The 17,281-nt window shown below is 39.4% G+C and carries 15 protein-coding genes and 1 tRNA gene; 12 read left to right on the top strand and 4 right to left on the bottom strand.

Annotated elements, in window-relative coordinates:
* Positions 1–36: 36 nt before the first annotated feature.
* Positions 37–1,113: a zinc-dependent alcohol dehydrogenase family protein gene (locus HMPREF0519_RS07090; protein WP_375711906.1), complete on the bottom strand. Its 1,077-nt coding sequence runs from the start codon at positions 1,111–1,113 to the stop codon at positions 37–39.
* Positions 1,114–1,438: 325 nt separating this feature from the next.
* The gene (locus HMPREF0519_RS07085) at positions 1,439–2,032 is read right to left on the bottom strand and encodes an ATP-dependent Clp protease proteolytic subunit (protein ID WP_035444804.1); all 594 of its coding nucleotides are present in this window, start codon (positions 2,030–2,032) and stop codon (positions 1,439–1,441) included.
* Between the two features lie 247 nt (positions 2,033–2,279).
* Here HMPREF0519_RS07085 and HMPREF0519_RS07080 point away from each other — a divergent pair, with 247 nt between their 5' ends.
* Positions 2,280–3,191 (top strand): VOC family protein, encoded by a 912-nt coding sequence (locus HMPREF0519_RS07080; protein WP_004561699.1) that lies wholly within the window; start codon positions 2,280–2,282, stop codon positions 3,189–3,191.
* Between the two features lie 153 nt (positions 3,192–3,344).
* Here the strand turns inward: HMPREF0519_RS07080 and HMPREF0519_RS07075 are convergent.
* A tRNA-Arg gene (locus tag HMPREF0519_RS07075) sits at positions 3,345–3,416 on the bottom strand.
* A 289-nt stretch (positions 3,417–3,705) separates the two neighbouring features.
* On the opposite strand from HMPREF0519_RS07075, the gene gap reads away from it, so the two are divergent.
* From gap to smpB, 10 genes are all read left to right on the top strand, one after another.
* Positions 3,706–4,716 (top strand): type I glyceraldehyde-3-phosphate dehydrogenase, encoded by a 1,011-nt coding sequence (gene gap / locus HMPREF0519_RS07070; RefSeq protein ID WP_003554547.1) that lies wholly within the window; start codon positions 3,706–3,708, stop codon positions 4,714–4,716.
* 104 nt (positions 4,717–4,820) lie between these two features.
* Positions 4,821–6,035 (top strand): phosphoglycerate kinase, encoded by a 1,215-nt coding sequence (locus tag HMPREF0519_RS07065; protein WP_003560938.1) that lies wholly within the window; start codon positions 4,821–4,823, stop codon positions 6,033–6,035.
* 345 nt (positions 6,036–6,380) lie between these two features.
* Positions 6,381–7,139 carry a triose-phosphate isomerase gene (gene tpiA / locus HMPREF0519_RS07060; RefSeq protein ID WP_003554543.1) on the top strand — a complete coding sequence of 253 codons (759 nt, stop codon included), beginning with the start codon at positions 6,381–6,383 and terminating at the stop codon, positions 7,137–7,139.
* A 101-nt stretch (positions 7,140–7,240) separates the two neighbouring features.
* Positions 7,241–8,560, top strand: a complete 1,320-nt coding sequence (gene eno, locus HMPREF0519_RS07055; protein WP_003554541.1) for a phosphopyruvate hydratase — start codon at positions 7,241–7,243, stop codon at positions 8,558–8,560.
* Between the two features lie 126 nt (positions 8,561–8,686).
* The gene (locus HMPREF0519_RS07050; protein WP_225428944.1) at positions 8,687–10,360 is read left to right on the top strand and encodes a hypothetical protein; all 1,674 of its coding nucleotides are present in this window, start codon (positions 8,687–8,689) and stop codon (positions 10,358–10,360) included.
* Between the two features lie 38 nt (positions 10,361–10,398).
* A complete protein-coding gene (locus HMPREF0519_RS07045) occupies positions 10,399–11,940 on the top strand; it encodes a ClC family H(+)/Cl(-) exchange transporter (protein WP_004561697.1) in 1,542 nt (513 codons plus the stop codon).
* Between the two features lie 83 nt (positions 11,941–12,023).
* Positions 12,024–12,260 carry a preprotein translocase subunit SecG gene (secG, locus tag HMPREF0519_RS07040; protein ID WP_003554535.1) on the top strand — a complete coding sequence of 79 codons (237 nt, stop codon included), beginning with the start codon at positions 12,024–12,026 and terminating at the stop codon, positions 12,258–12,260.
* A 184-nt stretch (positions 12,261–12,444) separates the two neighbouring features.
* Positions 12,445–13,191, top strand: coding sequence for an alpha/beta hydrolase (locus tag HMPREF0519_RS07035; RefSeq protein WP_003554533.1), 747 nt, complete (start codon positions 12,445–12,447; stop codon positions 13,189–13,191).
* 15 nt (positions 13,192–13,206) lie between these two features.
* Positions 13,207–15,549, top strand: coding sequence for a ribonuclease R (gene rnr, locus HMPREF0519_RS07030; RefSeq protein WP_004561696.1), 2,343 nt, complete (start codon positions 13,207–13,209; stop codon positions 15,547–15,549).
* 27 nt (positions 15,550–15,576) lie between these two features.
* Entirely contained in the window at positions 15,577–16,050 is a 474-nt protein-coding gene (gene smpB, locus HMPREF0519_RS07025; protein ID WP_003554530.1) for an SsrA-binding protein SmpB, read from the top strand.
* 120 nt (positions 16,051–16,170) lie between these two features.
* On the opposite strand, the gene HMPREF0519_RS07020 is transcribed toward smpB, so the two are convergent.
* The gene (locus HMPREF0519_RS07020) at positions 16,171–16,728 is read right to left on the bottom strand and encodes an LURP-one-related/scramblase family protein (protein ID WP_004561695.1); all 558 of its coding nucleotides are present in this window, start codon (positions 16,726–16,728) and stop codon (positions 16,171–16,173) included.
* A gap of 109 nt (positions 16,729–16,837) precedes the next feature.
* Here HMPREF0519_RS07020 and HMPREF0519_RS14375 point away from each other — a divergent pair.
* Positions 16,838–17,281: uracil-DNA glycosylase (locus HMPREF0519_RS14375; RefSeq protein WP_040472740.1), on the top strand; the 444-nt coding region annotated here is incomplete at its 3' end.

Below are 17,281 nucleotides of genomic sequence, written 5' to 3'. Positions count from 1 at the left end.
ACCTGTTTTGTGACTAAGATAATCGTTAACTATTTTTTATCCTTCACTTACTCTTAATACACAAGCACCCTTAATGTCTCCAGCAGCTACATATTTTAGCGCTTCATCAGCTTTGGCAAGCGGATATTCATGAATTTCTGGATGGATATTCAGTCTGTCGGCCAATGTTAGAAATTCTTCACCATCTCGGCGGGTATTACTTTCAACACTGGTTAAGTTTTTTTCATGGAAAATATGTTCAGTGTAGGTCAGTTGTGGAATGTCAGTTGAATGAATGCCAGCCATTGCCAACGTACCACCTGGTTTTAAAGCTTCAAGTGCTTTTGGCACAATATCGCCAACGGGGGCGTAGATAATAGCTGAATCCAATTTTACCGGAGGAAGATCATAGGCGCCATTGGCAGATGCAGCGCCAAGTTCCAATGCAAATTTTCGAGCATCCTTACCTCGAGTTAGAACATGAACCTCGATTCCTTGGGCCATCGCCAATTGAGCAGTTAAATGTGCGGAACCGCCAAACCCATATAACCCCAATCGGCCACCGGCAGGTACATTTGCACGTTCAAAAGCGCGATACCCGATAATGCCGGCGCATAAAAGCGGTGCGGCAGTCATTGAATCAAATCTTTCGGGAATTCGATAAGCAAACCCTTCTGGAACTGTCACATATTCAGCGTATCCGCCGTCGTGGTCCCAGCCGGTGTATAACGAATTGGGGCAGAGGTTTTCTTTACCTGCTCGGCAATATTCACAAACGCCACAGGTCCAACGTAACCAAGGCACGCCAATTCTATCTCCAAGCTCGAATCGGCTGGTTCCCGGGCCGTTCTTAACAACCTTTCCGACAATTTCATGTCCAGGAGTGACGTGTTCCTGATGAACAGGTAAGTCGCCTTCAGTAACGTGTAAGTCGGTGTGACAAACACCACAAGCAATAATGTGTACCAAAACTTCGCCCCGCTTTGGAGTTGGAACTGGTTTGGTTGTAAACTTCAGTGGCGATGGATTGGCATCAAGCGGTCCTGGCTTAACAACTTCCCAAGCTTTCATTTCGGTAGGAATCGTTTCATCTTTTTCAGATGATTCAATTACTTTTGTTTTATCCGAAGTCATTGTATTTTTCATCTTATTAGCCTCTATTCATTGATTAAGCGTTAGAACACAAGAGATTTATTCGAATTATCTATCACTAATAATTCGTTTTAAGTAACTATCGTTTGAACTTGTTACTTATTTAACTTGTACAAATACATTTTAGGTCCTAAAATGTGATTTATCAATGATCGTTACTTGATAATGATAAGAGTACAGCACGCAATGAGAATTTCGGAACACTCATTTTTCTGAGCCAACGTCAGAATAAAAAAGCATAAAAAAACCGAGGCCCTAAAATTGGCCTCGGAAATAGTTGGATCAATTTCGATCCGTTGTTAAAAATTTATTTTTTCTCAGAACTGTTTGTCATGATGCCGTCCAACAAACCGTAATCAACAGCTTCCTGAGCGGTCAAGTAGTTATCACGTTCAGTATCCTTATTGATTTTTTCAATTGGCTGACCAGAATTCTTTGCTAAGAGTTCATTAATCATTTTACGAGCTTTGAGAATTTCTTCAGCGGCGATCTCAATTTCAGTTTGTTGACCTTGGGCACCACCAGAAGGTTGGTGAATCAAAACTTGGGCGTGTGGCAATGCAAAACGCTTGCCCTTTGCTCCAGAAGAAGCAAGAACGGAAGCCATTGAGGCAGCCATACCCATAACGATAGTTTGAACATCTGCTTTTACAAAGTTCATTGTATCGAAAATTGCCATACCTGATGTGATGACACCACCAGGTGAGTTGATGTAGAGATAAATATCTTTTTCAGAGTCTTGAGCATCCAAGAATAGCAATTGTGCAATGATTGCATTTGCCATGTCATCCTCGATTGGTCCTGACAACATGATGATACGGTCTTTTAACAAACGTGAATAAATATCATAAGCACGTTCGCCATTAGCGGATTGTTCAATAACGGTTGGCACTAAATTCATTGAATATGCCTCCTTATCAATTTTATGAAAGATGGCCTTTGCCAAGTTCATGATTACAGTTTAGTTGATTGGTCAAAAAAGGTCAAATAGTTTGCTTATCTTGTTTATGGAAAACGGGTTATAGGTTAAAATCAAAGGTTTTGTAACTTGCAATCGGTGGTATTCTTAAACGTCACAATGCTTAGAAAGCGGATACATTCATGATACAATTATATTAGAATGATTTACTAGCCGGGAGGCATATAATATGCAAACACATCATATTTCATTATTAACCCGAGATGCAGAACAAAATGTTCATTTCTATACGAAAGTTTTAGGGATGCGACTTGTCAAAAATAGTGTTAATCAAGAAAACATCAGAATTAGGCATTTATTTTATGGCGATTATTTAGGGACGCCGGGGACAGTTGTGACATTTTTTGTTTTGCCATTACTTGGCAGAAGAACGGATGGGAAACATTTCTTTAATAATATTAAATTAGCAATTCCACAGGGAAGTACGGATTATTGGCATCATCGTTTGGATGATCAAGGTATTGAAGTAACCGAAATTGGGAATGGTCTTAAATTCAACGATCCGGATAATATTGAGATTAAAATGTTAGAAACAACCGAACGTCTGACTGATTGGCGGGTAGTGCCAAATAATGGGATTCCAGCAGAAAATCAAATTGCCCGCTTCCTGGGGACAGAATTACATGTGCCGGACCCGACAGCTACCGCATCGTTCTTTCATGATTGGCTGGGTATTACAGTTAAAGACAATGTAGTTGAGTTGGAAGGCCATGAATCAATCGACTTATTTAAGAGCCAACAGCCCGAGGTAAGAACACGGTTTGGCTGGGGAAGTATTGACCATATTGCGTTGCAGGTTCCGAGTGAAAAGGTATTGTTCGATTTTTGGGATAAGGCAGAAAAAATGAACCTTAATCGAGAAGAGTACGCTGATCGTGGTTGGTTCAAGAGTATATATGTTCGTGATCCTGGGGATAACCGGATCGAATTAGCGACAACTGCACCAGGATTTGGTTTAGAGGAATCGATTTTGACGATGGGATCTCAGCTTTCATTGCCGCCAAAGTTCATGGATCAAAAACAATCTATTATTGACTTTTATGCCAAACAAGGTGTTGATTTTCATGACGTTGATGATTAATTCGTATGAAAAGGTTTGAAGCGTTCGTCTCGAGTTGTTTACAAGTAGACGATTGCTTCACAGATTTGAATGATGTTTGATGATGATTAAAAAAGAGACTAAATCAAAGATTAACTTTGGTTTGGTCTCTTTTACTTTTGAAGAATAGTTTAATGCGCCCGGGGGGAATCGAACCCTCATTTCAAGAACCGGAATCTTACGTGCGATCCATTACACTACGGGCGCAAAAAAGTTTTCTAACGCAACTCACTATACCAATATACTAGAATTTAATGGATTTTTCAAGACAAAGAAAAATCGAATTAGTGAAAGCGGTTACTAGCGTAGAACTCATTGCAATTATTCAGTGGTCTGCTATACTCGTACTTGGGTAATATTTCAATTTACTCGATGCACCTTAATTGAGATTTTATTCACAAGGTGCTGACTTTGTTTTCAGTTAGTGGTACGATTAGTTTCGTACTATCTGATAATATTTAATATTTTCTTATTTCCTAAAGGAGGAAAACACAGTATGACTGTAAAGATTGGTATTAATGGTTTTGGCCGAATTGGTCGTTTGGCATTCAAACGAATTCACGAATTACACTCCGATGAAATCGAAGTTGCCGCAATTAACGATTTAACCACTCCATCAATGTTGGCATATCTTTTGAAATATGATTCAACACATGGACGTTTCCCTGGAGATGTTTCTTCAACTGATAAGGGTATCGTTGTTGATGGTAAGGAAATTCCTGTATACGCTGAAAAAGATGCTTCTAACCTTCCTTGGGTTAAAAACGATGGCGTTGATTTCGTTCTTGAATGTACTGGTTTTTACACATCCGAAGAAAAATCACAAGCTCACATCAAAGCTGGTGCAAAGCGTGTCTTGATTTCAGCTCCTGCTGGTCAAATTAAGACTGTTGTTCCTGGTGTTAACTTGGACACACTTAACTCAAACGATGTTATTGTTTCAGCTGGTTCATGCACAACTAACTGCTTGGCTCCAATGGCATACTTTATTAACAAAGAATTTGGCATCAAAGTTGGTACAATGACTACTGTTCATGCGTTCACTGCATCACAACAAATTCTTGATGGTCCTAAGACTAAGAAGAAGCGTAATAACCGTACTGCATCTGCAAACACGATTCCTCATTCAACAGGTGCTGCTAAGGCTATTGGTCTTGTTATTCCAGAACTTGCTGGCAAATTACAAGGACATGCACAACGTGTTGCTGTTGTTGATGGTTCATTAACTGAATTAATTGCAATTCTTGACAAAAAAGTAACTGCAGACGAAGTTAACGAAGCTATCAAGAAACACACTGAAGGTAACGAAGCATTTGGTTACAATGCTGACGAAATTGTTTCATCAGACATCATTGATGATCCACACGGTTCAGTATTTGATCCTACTCAAACTGAGGTTACTAGTGCCGGTGATGACCAACTTGTTAAGACCGTTGCTTGGTATGACAATGAATGGGGCTTCACTTGCAACATGGTTCGCACCTTGTTGAAGTTTGCTTCACTTTAATATTAAGTTATACAATCGGCGGAGAGGGCGTCTTCTCCGTCTTTTGTTATCTAAGTATATGTTCTAATAATCACAAACAATCTTGAGTATAGGAGGCTTCTAAATTGGCAAAATTAACAGTTTCTGATTTGGATCTTGAAGGTAAAAAAGTATTAATGCGTGTTGACTTTAATGTTCCAATCAAAGATGGTGTGATTGGTGATGACAACCGAATTCAGGCTGCTTTACCAACTATTAAATTTGTTTTGGATCATAAGGGTAAGGCAATCTTATTCTCTCATTTAGGCCGAATTAAAAAAGAAGAAGACAAAAAGGGCCTTTCATTACGTCCTGTTGCCGAACGACTCTCAAACTTGTTGAACAAACCGGTTACTTTTGTTCCTGTAACAGAAGGTAAACAACTGGAAGATGCAATTAACAAGTTGGAAAACGGTAACGTTCTTCTTGTTGAAAACACACGTTATGAAGATGTTGTAAATGGCGAATACGTCAAACGCGAATCAGGCAATGATCCTAAACTTGGCGAATACTGGGCATCTTTGGGTGATGAATACATCAATGATGCATTCGGTACTGCTCACCGTCAACATGCTTCAAACGTTGGTATTGCTGAAGCAATGCACAAATCAGGCAAGCCTGTTGCTGCTGGCTTCTTGATGGAAAAAGAAATCCAATTCTTGGGTGAAGCTGTCAATAATCCACAACGTCCATTCGTTGCAATCCTTGGTGGTGCAAAAGTTTCTGACAAGATTGGTGTTATTGATAACCTATTGAGCAAAGCTGACAAGATTATCATCGGTGGTGGTATGACTTATACATTTTACGCTGCCAAGGGTATCAAAGTTGGCGACTCATTAGTTGAAAAAGACAAAATTGATGTTGCTAAGAGCATCCTTGAAAAGGGTGGCGACAAGATCGTCCTTCCTGTCGATAATATTGTTGCTAAGAGCTTCAATAACGATGCAGAACATAAAGTCGTCGAAGGCGACATTGATGATGGCTGGATGGCACTGGATATTGGTCCTAAGTCAATTGATAATTTTGAAAAAGTTCTTAAAGATGCAAAGACAGTTGTTTGGAATGGCCCAATGGGTGTGTTCGAAATGTCCAACTTTGCTCAAGGAACACTTAAAGTTGGTGAATTCTTAGGCTCATTGACTGACGCAACGACCATTGTTGGTGGTGGCGATTCAACTGCTGCTGTTAAGCAGCTTGGTGTTGCTGACAAATTAACTCATATTTCAACCGGTGGCGGCGCTTCACTTCAATACCTTGAAGGCAAGACACTTCCCGGCATTGCTGCAATCGACAATAAATAAGTTTAAAATCCCGCTTTGTCGGGATTTTTTTATCTGAATGCTGGACCCACCATGATCGAGATATTAATGCGGCAGTTAATATTTTTAATTGCGGATTAAAAGCTATTGGCTAGGAACTAGCCGTGGTAAAAGAGCAAAGTTCTGTAGGTTAGGTCTTCGGCATACCGATACAACATCCTAAATACTACTTCGTGTTCCCAGAAGCTCAGTCATTCATGACCGAGTAGTTCACAATAGGGTTCAGGCACATATTATTTTAAAATTGGTATAGTGTTATTCGTGGCTTTTGGGGTTTCTTTTGTTACAATAATTTTAAGCAATTAATTGTAAAGGAATGATTTGATTATGAGAATTCCGTTTGTTGCCGGTAATTGGAAAATGAATTTATCGGTAGATGAGTCTGTTAAGTTTCTGGAAACAATCAAAGGAAAGCTTCCTGACCCGAAAGTTACTGAAACCTGCATTGCTGCTTCACCACTATTTTTGGAAAGTATGATTAAGCATAATGCAGATTCACCGCTAATTATTGCGGCCGAAAACTGTTTTTATGAAGACGAGGGTGCTTATACTGGAGAAACCAGTCCGGAAGCGCTGAATGAAATGGGAGTTACCCATGTTATTATCGGCCACTCGGAACGGCGGAAGTATTTCAATGAGACCGATGACATTATTAACAAAAAGGTTCATGCTGCTTTTCGAAATCATTTGACACCGATCATTTGTTGTGACGAGACGATGAGCCGACGTCAATCTGCAGAACGAATTTCGTGGGTTGTCAGCCAAGTCACCAATGCACTTAAATCTGTCACTGCAGATCAGGCTAAAAGCATTATTTTAGCTTATGAGCCAAGTTGGGCAATTGGGAGCGGCAAAACTGCCAGCACTGATGAAGCAGAAGAAGGATGCTACTTAATTCGACAAACAATTGCCGATTTGTATTCTGATGATGTTGCCAATCAGGTTCGTGTGTTGTACGGTGGAAGTGTTAACGATAATAATGCCGATGACATTTTAGCTCAAACCGATATTGATGGTGTTTTGGCTGGTGGTGCCAGTTTAAAGGCTGATTCATTCTTGAAACTTGCAAATTTCTTACAAAAATAGCTAAGATTCGCAGTTTTATATTGAAACTTGAGCGTTAAACTAATAAAATTAAGTTGAACCTTGTACAAAAGGTCACAACTTTCGCTAAGGAGAGAAAAAATATGTCAATTATTTCTGATATTTATGCCCGTGAGGTTCTTGACTCTCGTGGTAACCCAACTGTTGAAGTTGAATTATATACTGAAGCAGGTGCAATGGGTCGCGGAATCGTGCCTTCAGGTGCTTCAACCGGTGAACACGAAGCCGTTGAACTCCGTGATGGTGACAAAGACCGTTACATGGGTAAGGGCGTTACCAAAGCCGTTGATAATGTAAACAACATCATCGCCAAAGAAATTGTTGGCTACGATGTAACTGACCAATTAGCTATTGATAAGGCTATGATTCAATTGGACGGTACGCCAAATAAAGGTAAGTTGGGTGCAAATGCCATTCTTGGTGTATCACTTGCTGCCGCACGTGCTGCCGCTGATGAATTAGAGATGCCACTATATAACTACCTCGGTGGTTTCAATGCCCACTTGCTTCCAACACCAATGCTAAACGTTATTAATGGTGGTAAGCATGCAAACAACAAGGTCGATTTCCAGGAATTCATGATTATGCCTGTTGGTGCCCCTAGCATCAAAGAAGCTATTCGTTGGAGTTCAGAAACTTTCCATAATTTGAAGAACTTGTTAAACGAACGTGGTTATTCAACCGCTGTTGGTGACGAAGGTGGTTTCGCACCAGATCTTAAGAACAATGAGGAACCATTTGAAATCCTTGTTGAAGCTATCCAACGTGCCGGCTACAAACCAGGCAAGGATATTGCGATTGCTTTTGACTGCGCCGCTTCAGAATTCTATAACACTGAAACTAAGAAGTATGATTTGAAGGGTGACGGAAAGTCATACACTGCTGATGAATTTGTTTCATTGCTTGAAGGTATCGTTGACAAATACCCAGTTATTTCAATTGAGGATCCACTTGATGAAAATGAATGGGCAGATTGGCAAATGGCTACCCAACGTCTTGGCAAGAAGGTTCAAATTGTTGGTGATGATTTGTTTGTTACTAACACTGACTACCTTAAAAAAGGTATCAAGATGGGCGTTGCCAATGCTATCTTAATCAAGCTTAACCAAATTGGTACTTTAACTGAAACTGTTGAAGCTGTTGAAATGGCTCGTGAAGCAGGATACACTGCTATCATTTCACACCGTTCCGGTGAAACTGAAGATACAACGATTGCTGACCTTGTTGTGGCTCTTAATGCAGGTCAAATCAAGACTGGTTCAATGAGCCGTGGCGAACGTATTGCTAAGTACAATCAATTGATGAGAATTGAAGATCAACTTGGTGATGTTTCCGAATACAAAGGTATTCACTCATTCTACAATTTATCAGAACAAGCTCGTGATGACATTCAAAGCAAGTAGTAATTGATAAAAAGATCGCAGAAATGCGTTTTTTTTATATCTCTTACAAAATAATTTTGACTTAATAAAATAAAGAAACCTTCATTTTGCGTAATTAATATTACACACTAAATGGAGGTTTTTATTTTGAAAAAGGTTATTTTGTTTTCAGTAGGTTTGATGAGTTTGGCAGCGCCGATTGTAAGTCGGGCGGCGGACAATAAAAATGATAGTCAAAAGGAAATTACTGTTTTTAGGAAAGAAAAGAAGGCTCTTGAAGGCGGTAAAAATCCTATGAAAGGGGAGCTTAGTTCTTACAAAGTACAGATTGGCTTAAAAGGCGATAAAAAGATTCCAATTGAGGATATTCCGGGTTATATAGCGATTGGGAAGCCTAAGCGGGTCAATAATGATGGTACTGAATATGAACTTGAATTTAAGAAGGTTTCTGAAAATCAATCCCATTTGAGTACGAACAGTCAACAATCAGATTCTCAAAATTTGAAAAATCAAAAAGAGAAAATTGATTTTTCAAATTTAGGCCTTCAACCAGACCCAGCTGATAGAATCAAAGCCAAAGAAGTTGCACCTGTTCAACCATATATTGATAAGAGCAAATCAGAGGAAATAAAAGCGCCTCAAGAATCTAAAGAGTCACTAAGTGCTGAACCCAAAAATGAAAAGTCCAGACAGCAATCAAGTACAAAAAGTGATCCGAGTACTCAAGCCGAATTATCTTCGTCAAAACAACTCAACCATTCAGAAAGCTTTCAAGAAGATTCGCAGGATAAAGTTTTGGGCTCTGAGGAGTGCGAGTCTAATGAGCCCGATGTACATGTAGCCCATGAAAAGCATCAAAAATATGTTGATCATTTAAACCATCTTAATCAGAAGAAAAAACAAGTGGTAGCGAAAAAAGATGCAGATTCAACAAGTGCTCAAGTTCAATCACCAATAGCAAAAACTATTGGCAAGGGACAAAATAAAGTGGTCTCTAAGACTAATATGATTAAAATACAAGGACTTGACGAAAATGGCAATGATTTGTTTTTGAGAGTGATTGATAGGCCCAAGGTAGCAGATATTTTTCATGAAAATATCGAATTCTATGGCTATGAGTGGCAATTCACGACGTATGACAAACAGAAAGATCTTTACTTGCTTCAATATCAAAGAAATGATGTTACAGTGACCATTGTTAATGTCGATGAAAACGGCCACCAACTTTCAAAAAGCACCCTTTCAGGAAAATTCGGAGAAAAGTTGCATTATGTGCCAATCTCAATTGATGGCTATCGGTCTATTATTACCGATAAACAAATAACGCTATCAACAATGACACCGTCTAATGTTAAAATTAATTATGTAAAAGATAATGACAAGAAAATGGATTTGCAGGTCAATCATTCTGAACTTCCGGTAACAAATAAGGAAAGGTCTTTGGAAAATATGCCCAAAGATGTGTTCGAAGACACGAAAAACCAAAACGTGGTATTAAGCGATCAAGGTGTTTCCAAAGAGGTCAATGATAAGGCAGAAGATAAAAAACAAAATAATCAAGTGACCCAAGAGACTGGCAGGTCAACTAGGGGACGTTCCAAAAATAAACATGTTGTCTTATCTAAAAAGGCCACTGATCCAAAATCACCGGCACAGCAGGTATCTGAATCTTCAAACAGTGAGACCACCCATTCTTCAAAAGCGGGTCGATCTTCTAATCGATTGCCGCAAACTGGGGATGCTGATTCTAAAAGGGGGATTATCATTGGCTTGGGATTACTTATTTCACTATTTGTTCCCAAGCTAAAGAAATGGATTTAAGTGGTTGTGATATGATAAGTGTTAGAAATGATTAAGGGATGAAAAACGTGCAGGTTCAGGGTAACTATAAATTGTCTCAGCTAAAATTTATCTTTAATGGTCTTATTATCGGTATTTTAGCCGGAATTGTGGTCTCTCTTTTTAGATGGTCCATCCAACACATGATGACGATAATGCAGATCCTGTACACGGGTATATTTAAGAAACCAATACTGATGTTGTTGTGTCTTGCCATTAATTTGAGTGTTGGTCTCATTATAGGTATGCTGTTACGACAACAACCCGATATCAAAGGATCAGGAATTCCACAGGTTGAAGGACAACTACGAGACGAGCTTGATTATCCATGGTGGTCTGTGCTCTGGCGTAAATTTGTCGGTGGTATTCTTGCAATTGGCAGTGGCTTATACTTGGGACGTGAAGGGCCTTCAATTCAATTGGGGTCAACGCTTGGACAGGGGCTGGCACACTTAACCAAGCAGGTAGGGTTTGACCGGCAGGTGCTGATTTCAAGTGGTGCTGCTGCCGGCTTAAGTGCCGCGTTTAATGCTCCAATTGCCAGTACGTTATTTGTTCTTGAAGAAATTTATCATAATTTTTCAACAAATATTTGGATTGTTTCATTAACTTCTGCAATCACATCCGATATGGTTGCAACTTATGTTTTTGGTCTAAAACCTGTTCTGTATATGAAAAGCCAGCCGCTTCCGCTTCGGTATTTTATCTGGGTCGTTATCCTTGGAATTGCGTTGGGATTGCTTGGTCGATTTTATCAGCTTATCATTTTAAGAATGGACGGTTGGTATCATCGGATTAGCAAACTACCGTGGTACTATCAGGGTATTATTCCGTTACTGTTGATTATTGGTTTGGGGGCTTATTTCCCGAATTTGTTGGGTGGTGGCAATTATATCATCCTTAAGTTGACGGGCGCCGGCTATTCAACGTTGGTGCTTTGCGCTTTCTTCCTGATCCGATTCGCTTTTTCAATGATTTCATATGGCAGTGGTCTTCCTGGAGGAATCTTCTTACCAATCCTTTGTCTGGGAGGCTTGATTGGTGCGATTATTGGCAATATTGCAATTCAATATGGGTTTATCTCGCAAACATACTTTTCAAGTTTTATTATTATGGGGATGGCTGGTTATTTTGCAGCTATCAGCAAGGCGCCTTTTACAGCAATTCTCTTGATCACAGAGATGGTTGGTACATTGACGCACCTACTTGGATTGGCAACGGTTTGCCTAATTGCATATAGTGTTTTAGACGCCTTGAACGGCAAACCGGTTTATTATGCGATGCTTCAACAGTTGTTAAAGGTTAAACGGCAGTTTCATCTTTGTCGAACCGCACAAATAGTAACGCCCATATTTGCAGGTGCCTACATGGATGGAAAAATTGTAAGTCAGATACCATGGCCAAATGGATCTTTATTGACAAAGATTTTGAGAGATGGCATTGAAATTGTCCCTTCAGGCCATACAATGCTTCGATGGGGCGACACGCTTTATATTAATGTTTCGACAAATAAACAGCATGAAATAACAGCTGATTTGACAAAACTTAGTTCAGAAAGTTGATGGCTAGGTGTGGAATAAACGTTGATAATGTGTTAACTTAGTATGAGTAGTATTGAGCCGATTTTACGGTGGGAGGCTGTAACGTGTACAACTTATTGATAACATTACTATTGATCGACTGTGTATTAATTACAATCGCGGTATTAATGCAACCATCAAAGACTAATGATGCGATGTCTGCCTTAACCGGTGGTGCAGATGACTTGTTTGCCAAGCAGAAGCCACGTGGTTTTGAAGCATTCATGCAAAAAACAACCGTTGTTTTGGGAATAATCTTTTTTGTATTATCCTTAGGACTGGTTTGGTTATCATCTCATTAGTATTTACTCCTCCTGTTTAAATACAGGGGGATTTTTATTATAATTAGTGTTAGGGTAAAAGAAGTTATGTTAAATCCAAGCTAAAAAGAAGTTGCTGCGAGCATCAAGATTGACTGATGTGCGCAGTTAATGATGTCATTCTAAATAATTACAGCTGCTATACTGTAGAGGGGAATGAAAGAATATGCAAGCACCAAATAAGTCGTTTTATTTCGAACATGGTCCCAAGGCCATTATTTTAATGCATGCATTTGCGAGTGGTCCAGTTGATGTTAGGCTGCTGGCCCGACGCCTTGAGCGAAGTAATTATTCAATATACGCACCGTTGTTAACCGGGCATGGGACTCCGGACTTTAAAGATATTATTCTTCAGGGGTCTCCTGAAATTTGGCTGGAAGATACGCAACAGGCAATCCAGTTTATGAAGCATCAAGGTTTTGAAGATATTAGTATCTTTGGAATCTCGTTGGGAGGCATTTTTTCTGCCAGAGCGCTTGAATTACATCCAGAGTTAGTCGGTGGTGGTTCATTTGGTTCTCCAATAGTTCGAAAGCGACAGTTTAGTGTTCATAATACCTTTATGCAGATGGCAAGGGCTAACTATCTTCGCTATAAAACAGATCCGAAGGTCATGGCCGATAAATTGCAGTGGCTGGATGAGCATATTGACGACTTACTAAAAAGAATTTCCGACTTTAGTGCAGTCGTTGCTTCTGATCTTCCTAAAATTCATCAACCATATTTCATAGGTCAGGGAATGAGCGATGAAATAGTGAACCCTGAAAGTAGTCAATTAGTGCGTGATCAGCTTGTTAATAGTAAAGTGAGTTATCATGAATACCCAAATGCCAGTCATATGATTACTGTTAATTCAGCTCATCAGCAGCTCGAAATTGATTTAAGTAACTTTTTAACTAAAATTTATGAATAATACGAGGAATAAAGATTGCAAGATAATGATTTAAAAACAGAAATTGAGAACGTCCTTAGAACATATCCCGATAATGAATTTTCAGTAGAAAAAATTGCCGATGTTTTAAGATACCATGGATCAGAGTCTTTTAAGCTGATTGTTCAGGAATTGGCGGGCTTGGAGCGTGACGGTATTGCGGTGGTCACACAAGATGGCAAGTTTCAAATGAACCCTGATAAGCAAAAGTTGTCCGGCATTTTCCATGCTAATGATAAAGGATTCGGGTTTGTTGCTTATGATGATATCGCACCTGATGCCTACATTGCACCTGATAACACGATGAATGCATTAAACGGCGATACCGTTGAAATGGAAATTGTTAAGCCGGCGGAGCCTGGATCTGATCGGGGCCCGGAAGGCAAAGTCACATCGATTACTGATCGAAAGTATAAACGAGTCGTTGGACCATTTTCAAAATCCGAAAATCGTCACTATTTTGGTGAGATTAAATTAACCGATAAAAAAATTGCAAAATATAAGTTTTATATTAACGATATTGGCTTAAAACCAACACCAGGTGAAGTTATTACTGCTCAAATTACCGAGTATCCCAATGAAGATCATCCAGATTATATGGTTGGTATTGCGGATGAAGTTATTGGTGCAGTCGACGACCCGGGTATCGATATTTTACAAATTGTTTATTCTCACGATATTCCTGCAGAGTTTCCAGAAGACGTTCTTCAGGCCGCTGATGCTATTCCAGATCACATAACCGAAGAGGAAAAGGCTGGTCGTGAAGATATTACCGATCAGGATTTAGTGACGATTGATGGTGAGTCGTCAAAGGATTTGGATGATGCGGTAACAGCTTGGAAACTACCTAACGGGAACTACCATCTTGGTGTTCATATTGCAGATGTCAGTCACTATGTAAAGGCTGGTGGGCTAATTGACAAGGAGGCATATAGACGGGGGACCTCCGTCTATTTGACTGACCGGGTTATTCCAATGCTGCCTCGACGACTATCTAATGGCATTTGCTCGTTAAACGAAGGTGAATTGCGACTTTGTATGAGTTGTGAGATGGAGATTGATCAGTCGGGAAATGTTGTCAAGCATCGGATTCACCCAAGCTTAATGCGGTCCAAAGCTAGAATGACTTATACCGCAGTTAACAAAATTTTGGAATCCCATGATCAAAAGACTATGGACGAATATAATGAACTGGTTCCAATGTTTGAGACAATGGGAGAACTTCACAGGATCTTGTATAAACAACGTCATGCGCGTGGGGCAATTGATTTTGATGATAATGAAGCAGAAATCATTGTTGACGAAAAAGGGCATCCAATTGATATTAAGTTAAGGATCCGTGGGCTTGCTGAAAAGATGATTGAATCATTTATGCTGGCAGCTAACGAAACGGTCGCCAAAAATTATTACGAGGCTCATGTTCCATTTATTTACCGGGTCCATGAACAGCCGGATGCAGATCGAATTAAGACTTTCTTTGAGACGTTAACGGCTTTTGGAATTAATGTCAAAGGAGATCCTAAGCATATTACGCCAAAGACACTTCAAAACATTTTGAAGAAGGTTGCTGGTAAACCGGAAGAGATGATGGTTTCGGTAATGTTGCTGAGGAGTTTAAAGCAAGCGAGATATGCCGATCAGTCTTTAGGACATTTTGGTTTGGCAGCACCATTCTACACGCATTTCACATCACCAATTCGTCGTTATCCTGATACAATGGTTCATCGGATGATCCATTATTATGAAGATAATGGTATCAATGATGAAACCAAGAAGAAGTACGCAAATGTGTTGGATGAAATTGCGACAACTACTTCTGAATACGAGCGCCGTGCGGTGGATGCAGAACGTGATACGGATGCTATGAAGAAAGCCGAGTACATGAATGATCATATCGGTGAAGAGTTTGATGGTGTCGTTAGCTCTGTTATGAAATTCGGTTTATTTATTGAATTACCAAACACTGTTGAAGGATTGGTTCATATCAGCCGAATGAGTGATGACTACTATCAGTATGTTGAGCAGTTTATGGCACTTGTTGGTCGCAGAACTCATAGAACCTATAAAATGGGACAGCCAATCCGGGTAAAAGTTATCAATGTTGATGTTGAACAGAGTGCGGTTGATTTTGATGTTGTCAACCCGGAAGATACGCCAACCAGTAACTATTTACCAAAAGAATCATATCATCGTCATAACAATAATCAACGTCATAGTAACAACAGTAATCACGGTGGCGGTGCTAATATTCATTTTAGCAACAACAATAATAATCGAAATAATCATCGTTCTAATAAGAATTCAAAATCTAAGAAACAATATGGTCGTAAAAAACACTAATTGTTTTGAAAAAGCAGGTGAGATTATATGGCCAAACGAAAACATAAGCAAAATAATGATAATTTGATGGCGCAAAACAAGAAAGCCCGTCACGACTATTCAATACTTGAGACTTATGAAGCTGGCATTGTCCTCACCGGGACTGAAATTAAATCAATCCGAGATCGTCGAATTAATTTAAAAGATGGATTCGTGCAGATTCGAAATGGTGAGGCCTACATGGTGAATGTTCACATTAGTGAATATGCACAAGGAAACCAATTTAATCATGATCCGCTTCGAAATCGTAAACTTTTATTGCACAAAAAAGAAATTCGTAAATTAGGACAGGCGACACAAGATAAAGGTGTCACAATTGTGCCACTCAAGGTTTATCTGAAAAGTGGATTTGCCAAGGTTTTAATTGGTGTTGCAAAAGGTAAGCGTGAGTATGATAAACGTGAAACGATTAAGCGCCGTGATGAACAACGAACCATCGAGCGGGTTATGAAGCGATTTTAAATGAGTCGGTGTGAAAGCTTTTTAAGAAATATGTTTTAGTAACCAAAAAAGGAGAACCAAGGCAATATTTGCCTGGATCTCCTTTTTTGTTATCACAACCTAAATAAAATTCACAATCTTTTATTTCTTTAAAAAATGACATTCACCCCACTGGGGTTTAGCACCCTTAGGGTATTTATCCAATGACCGTAACTTTAGCTTCGATGTGTGAACCAGCGATGGGTGATTTAGAATTGCTGCAATAAGTGCCACCATTGGTTCATGCTCAATATTTTCAACATTCAATAGTCGGATGACTTGATCGGCTTGTGCATATGATTTGATAGAGGCAATTTTTTGTCGACCATGGGTAATTGTATATGATTGTTTTTCCTGATTGCCAACGACCAGCCAATTAATGCCGTTGATGAACAAAGTTGTATAATGCATTGAAAAATGCAGAACTGAACTTCCAACAAATTGATTGAAACAAAAAAGGTCAAAGCGAGGTGTTACGCCAAGGGACTGTTGTCTTACCTCTGCCAGAACGTCCCCTGTTAATGAGTAAACCGAGAAAGTGTCGGAAACCAGCCCCCACTTACCAACGATTAAATATTTCGTGTCTTTATATTCATCAATGATTCTGCATGATCTTGTATGGTCCAGTTCGGACAGATTGATCTGAATTTTTCGACTCATAGAGACATTTCCCTTTCGTTTATTAAGAACATTCTACCACGGATTGGAAAAATAGTTGCTAATGTTATTTGAAAAGGGATATGGTAGAATAAAACGTGAGGTGTTGGGAATGAAACCGTTTATAAAAAATGATTGGTGGGATGTTTTACAACCGGAATTTGAAAAAGCATACTATCAACAGTTGCGCCAATTTTTGATCTCTGAATATAAAACACAATATATTCATCCTGATATGAATCATATTTTTGAAGCGTTTCAGTTGACGCCGTTTAGCAAGGTTAAAGTTGTGATTTTGGGACAAGACCCATATCATGAACCGCATCAAGCTCACGGTCTAAGCTTTTCAGTAATGCCGGGCGTGAGAATACCGCCGTCGTTACAAAATATTTATAAGGAGCTTCAGTCTGATCTAGGAATTAAGCCTGTTCATCATGGTTGTCTGACAAGTTGGGCGAAGCAGGGTGTTTTGTTATTGAACTCAGTATTGACTGTGAGAAATGGTCAAGCATTTTCTCATAAGGGTAAAGGCTGGGAACAACTAACAGACGCCGCT

Source organism: Lentilactobacillus hilgardii DSM 20176 = ATCC 8290, assembly GCF_000159315.1.
GTDB classification, from domain to species: Bacteria; Bacillota; Bacilli; order Lactobacillales; family Lactobacillaceae; genus Lentilactobacillus; species Lentilactobacillus hilgardii.
Note: the sequence above shows the minus strand (reverse complement) of the source record. Positions and strands in the feature narration are given on the sequence as shown.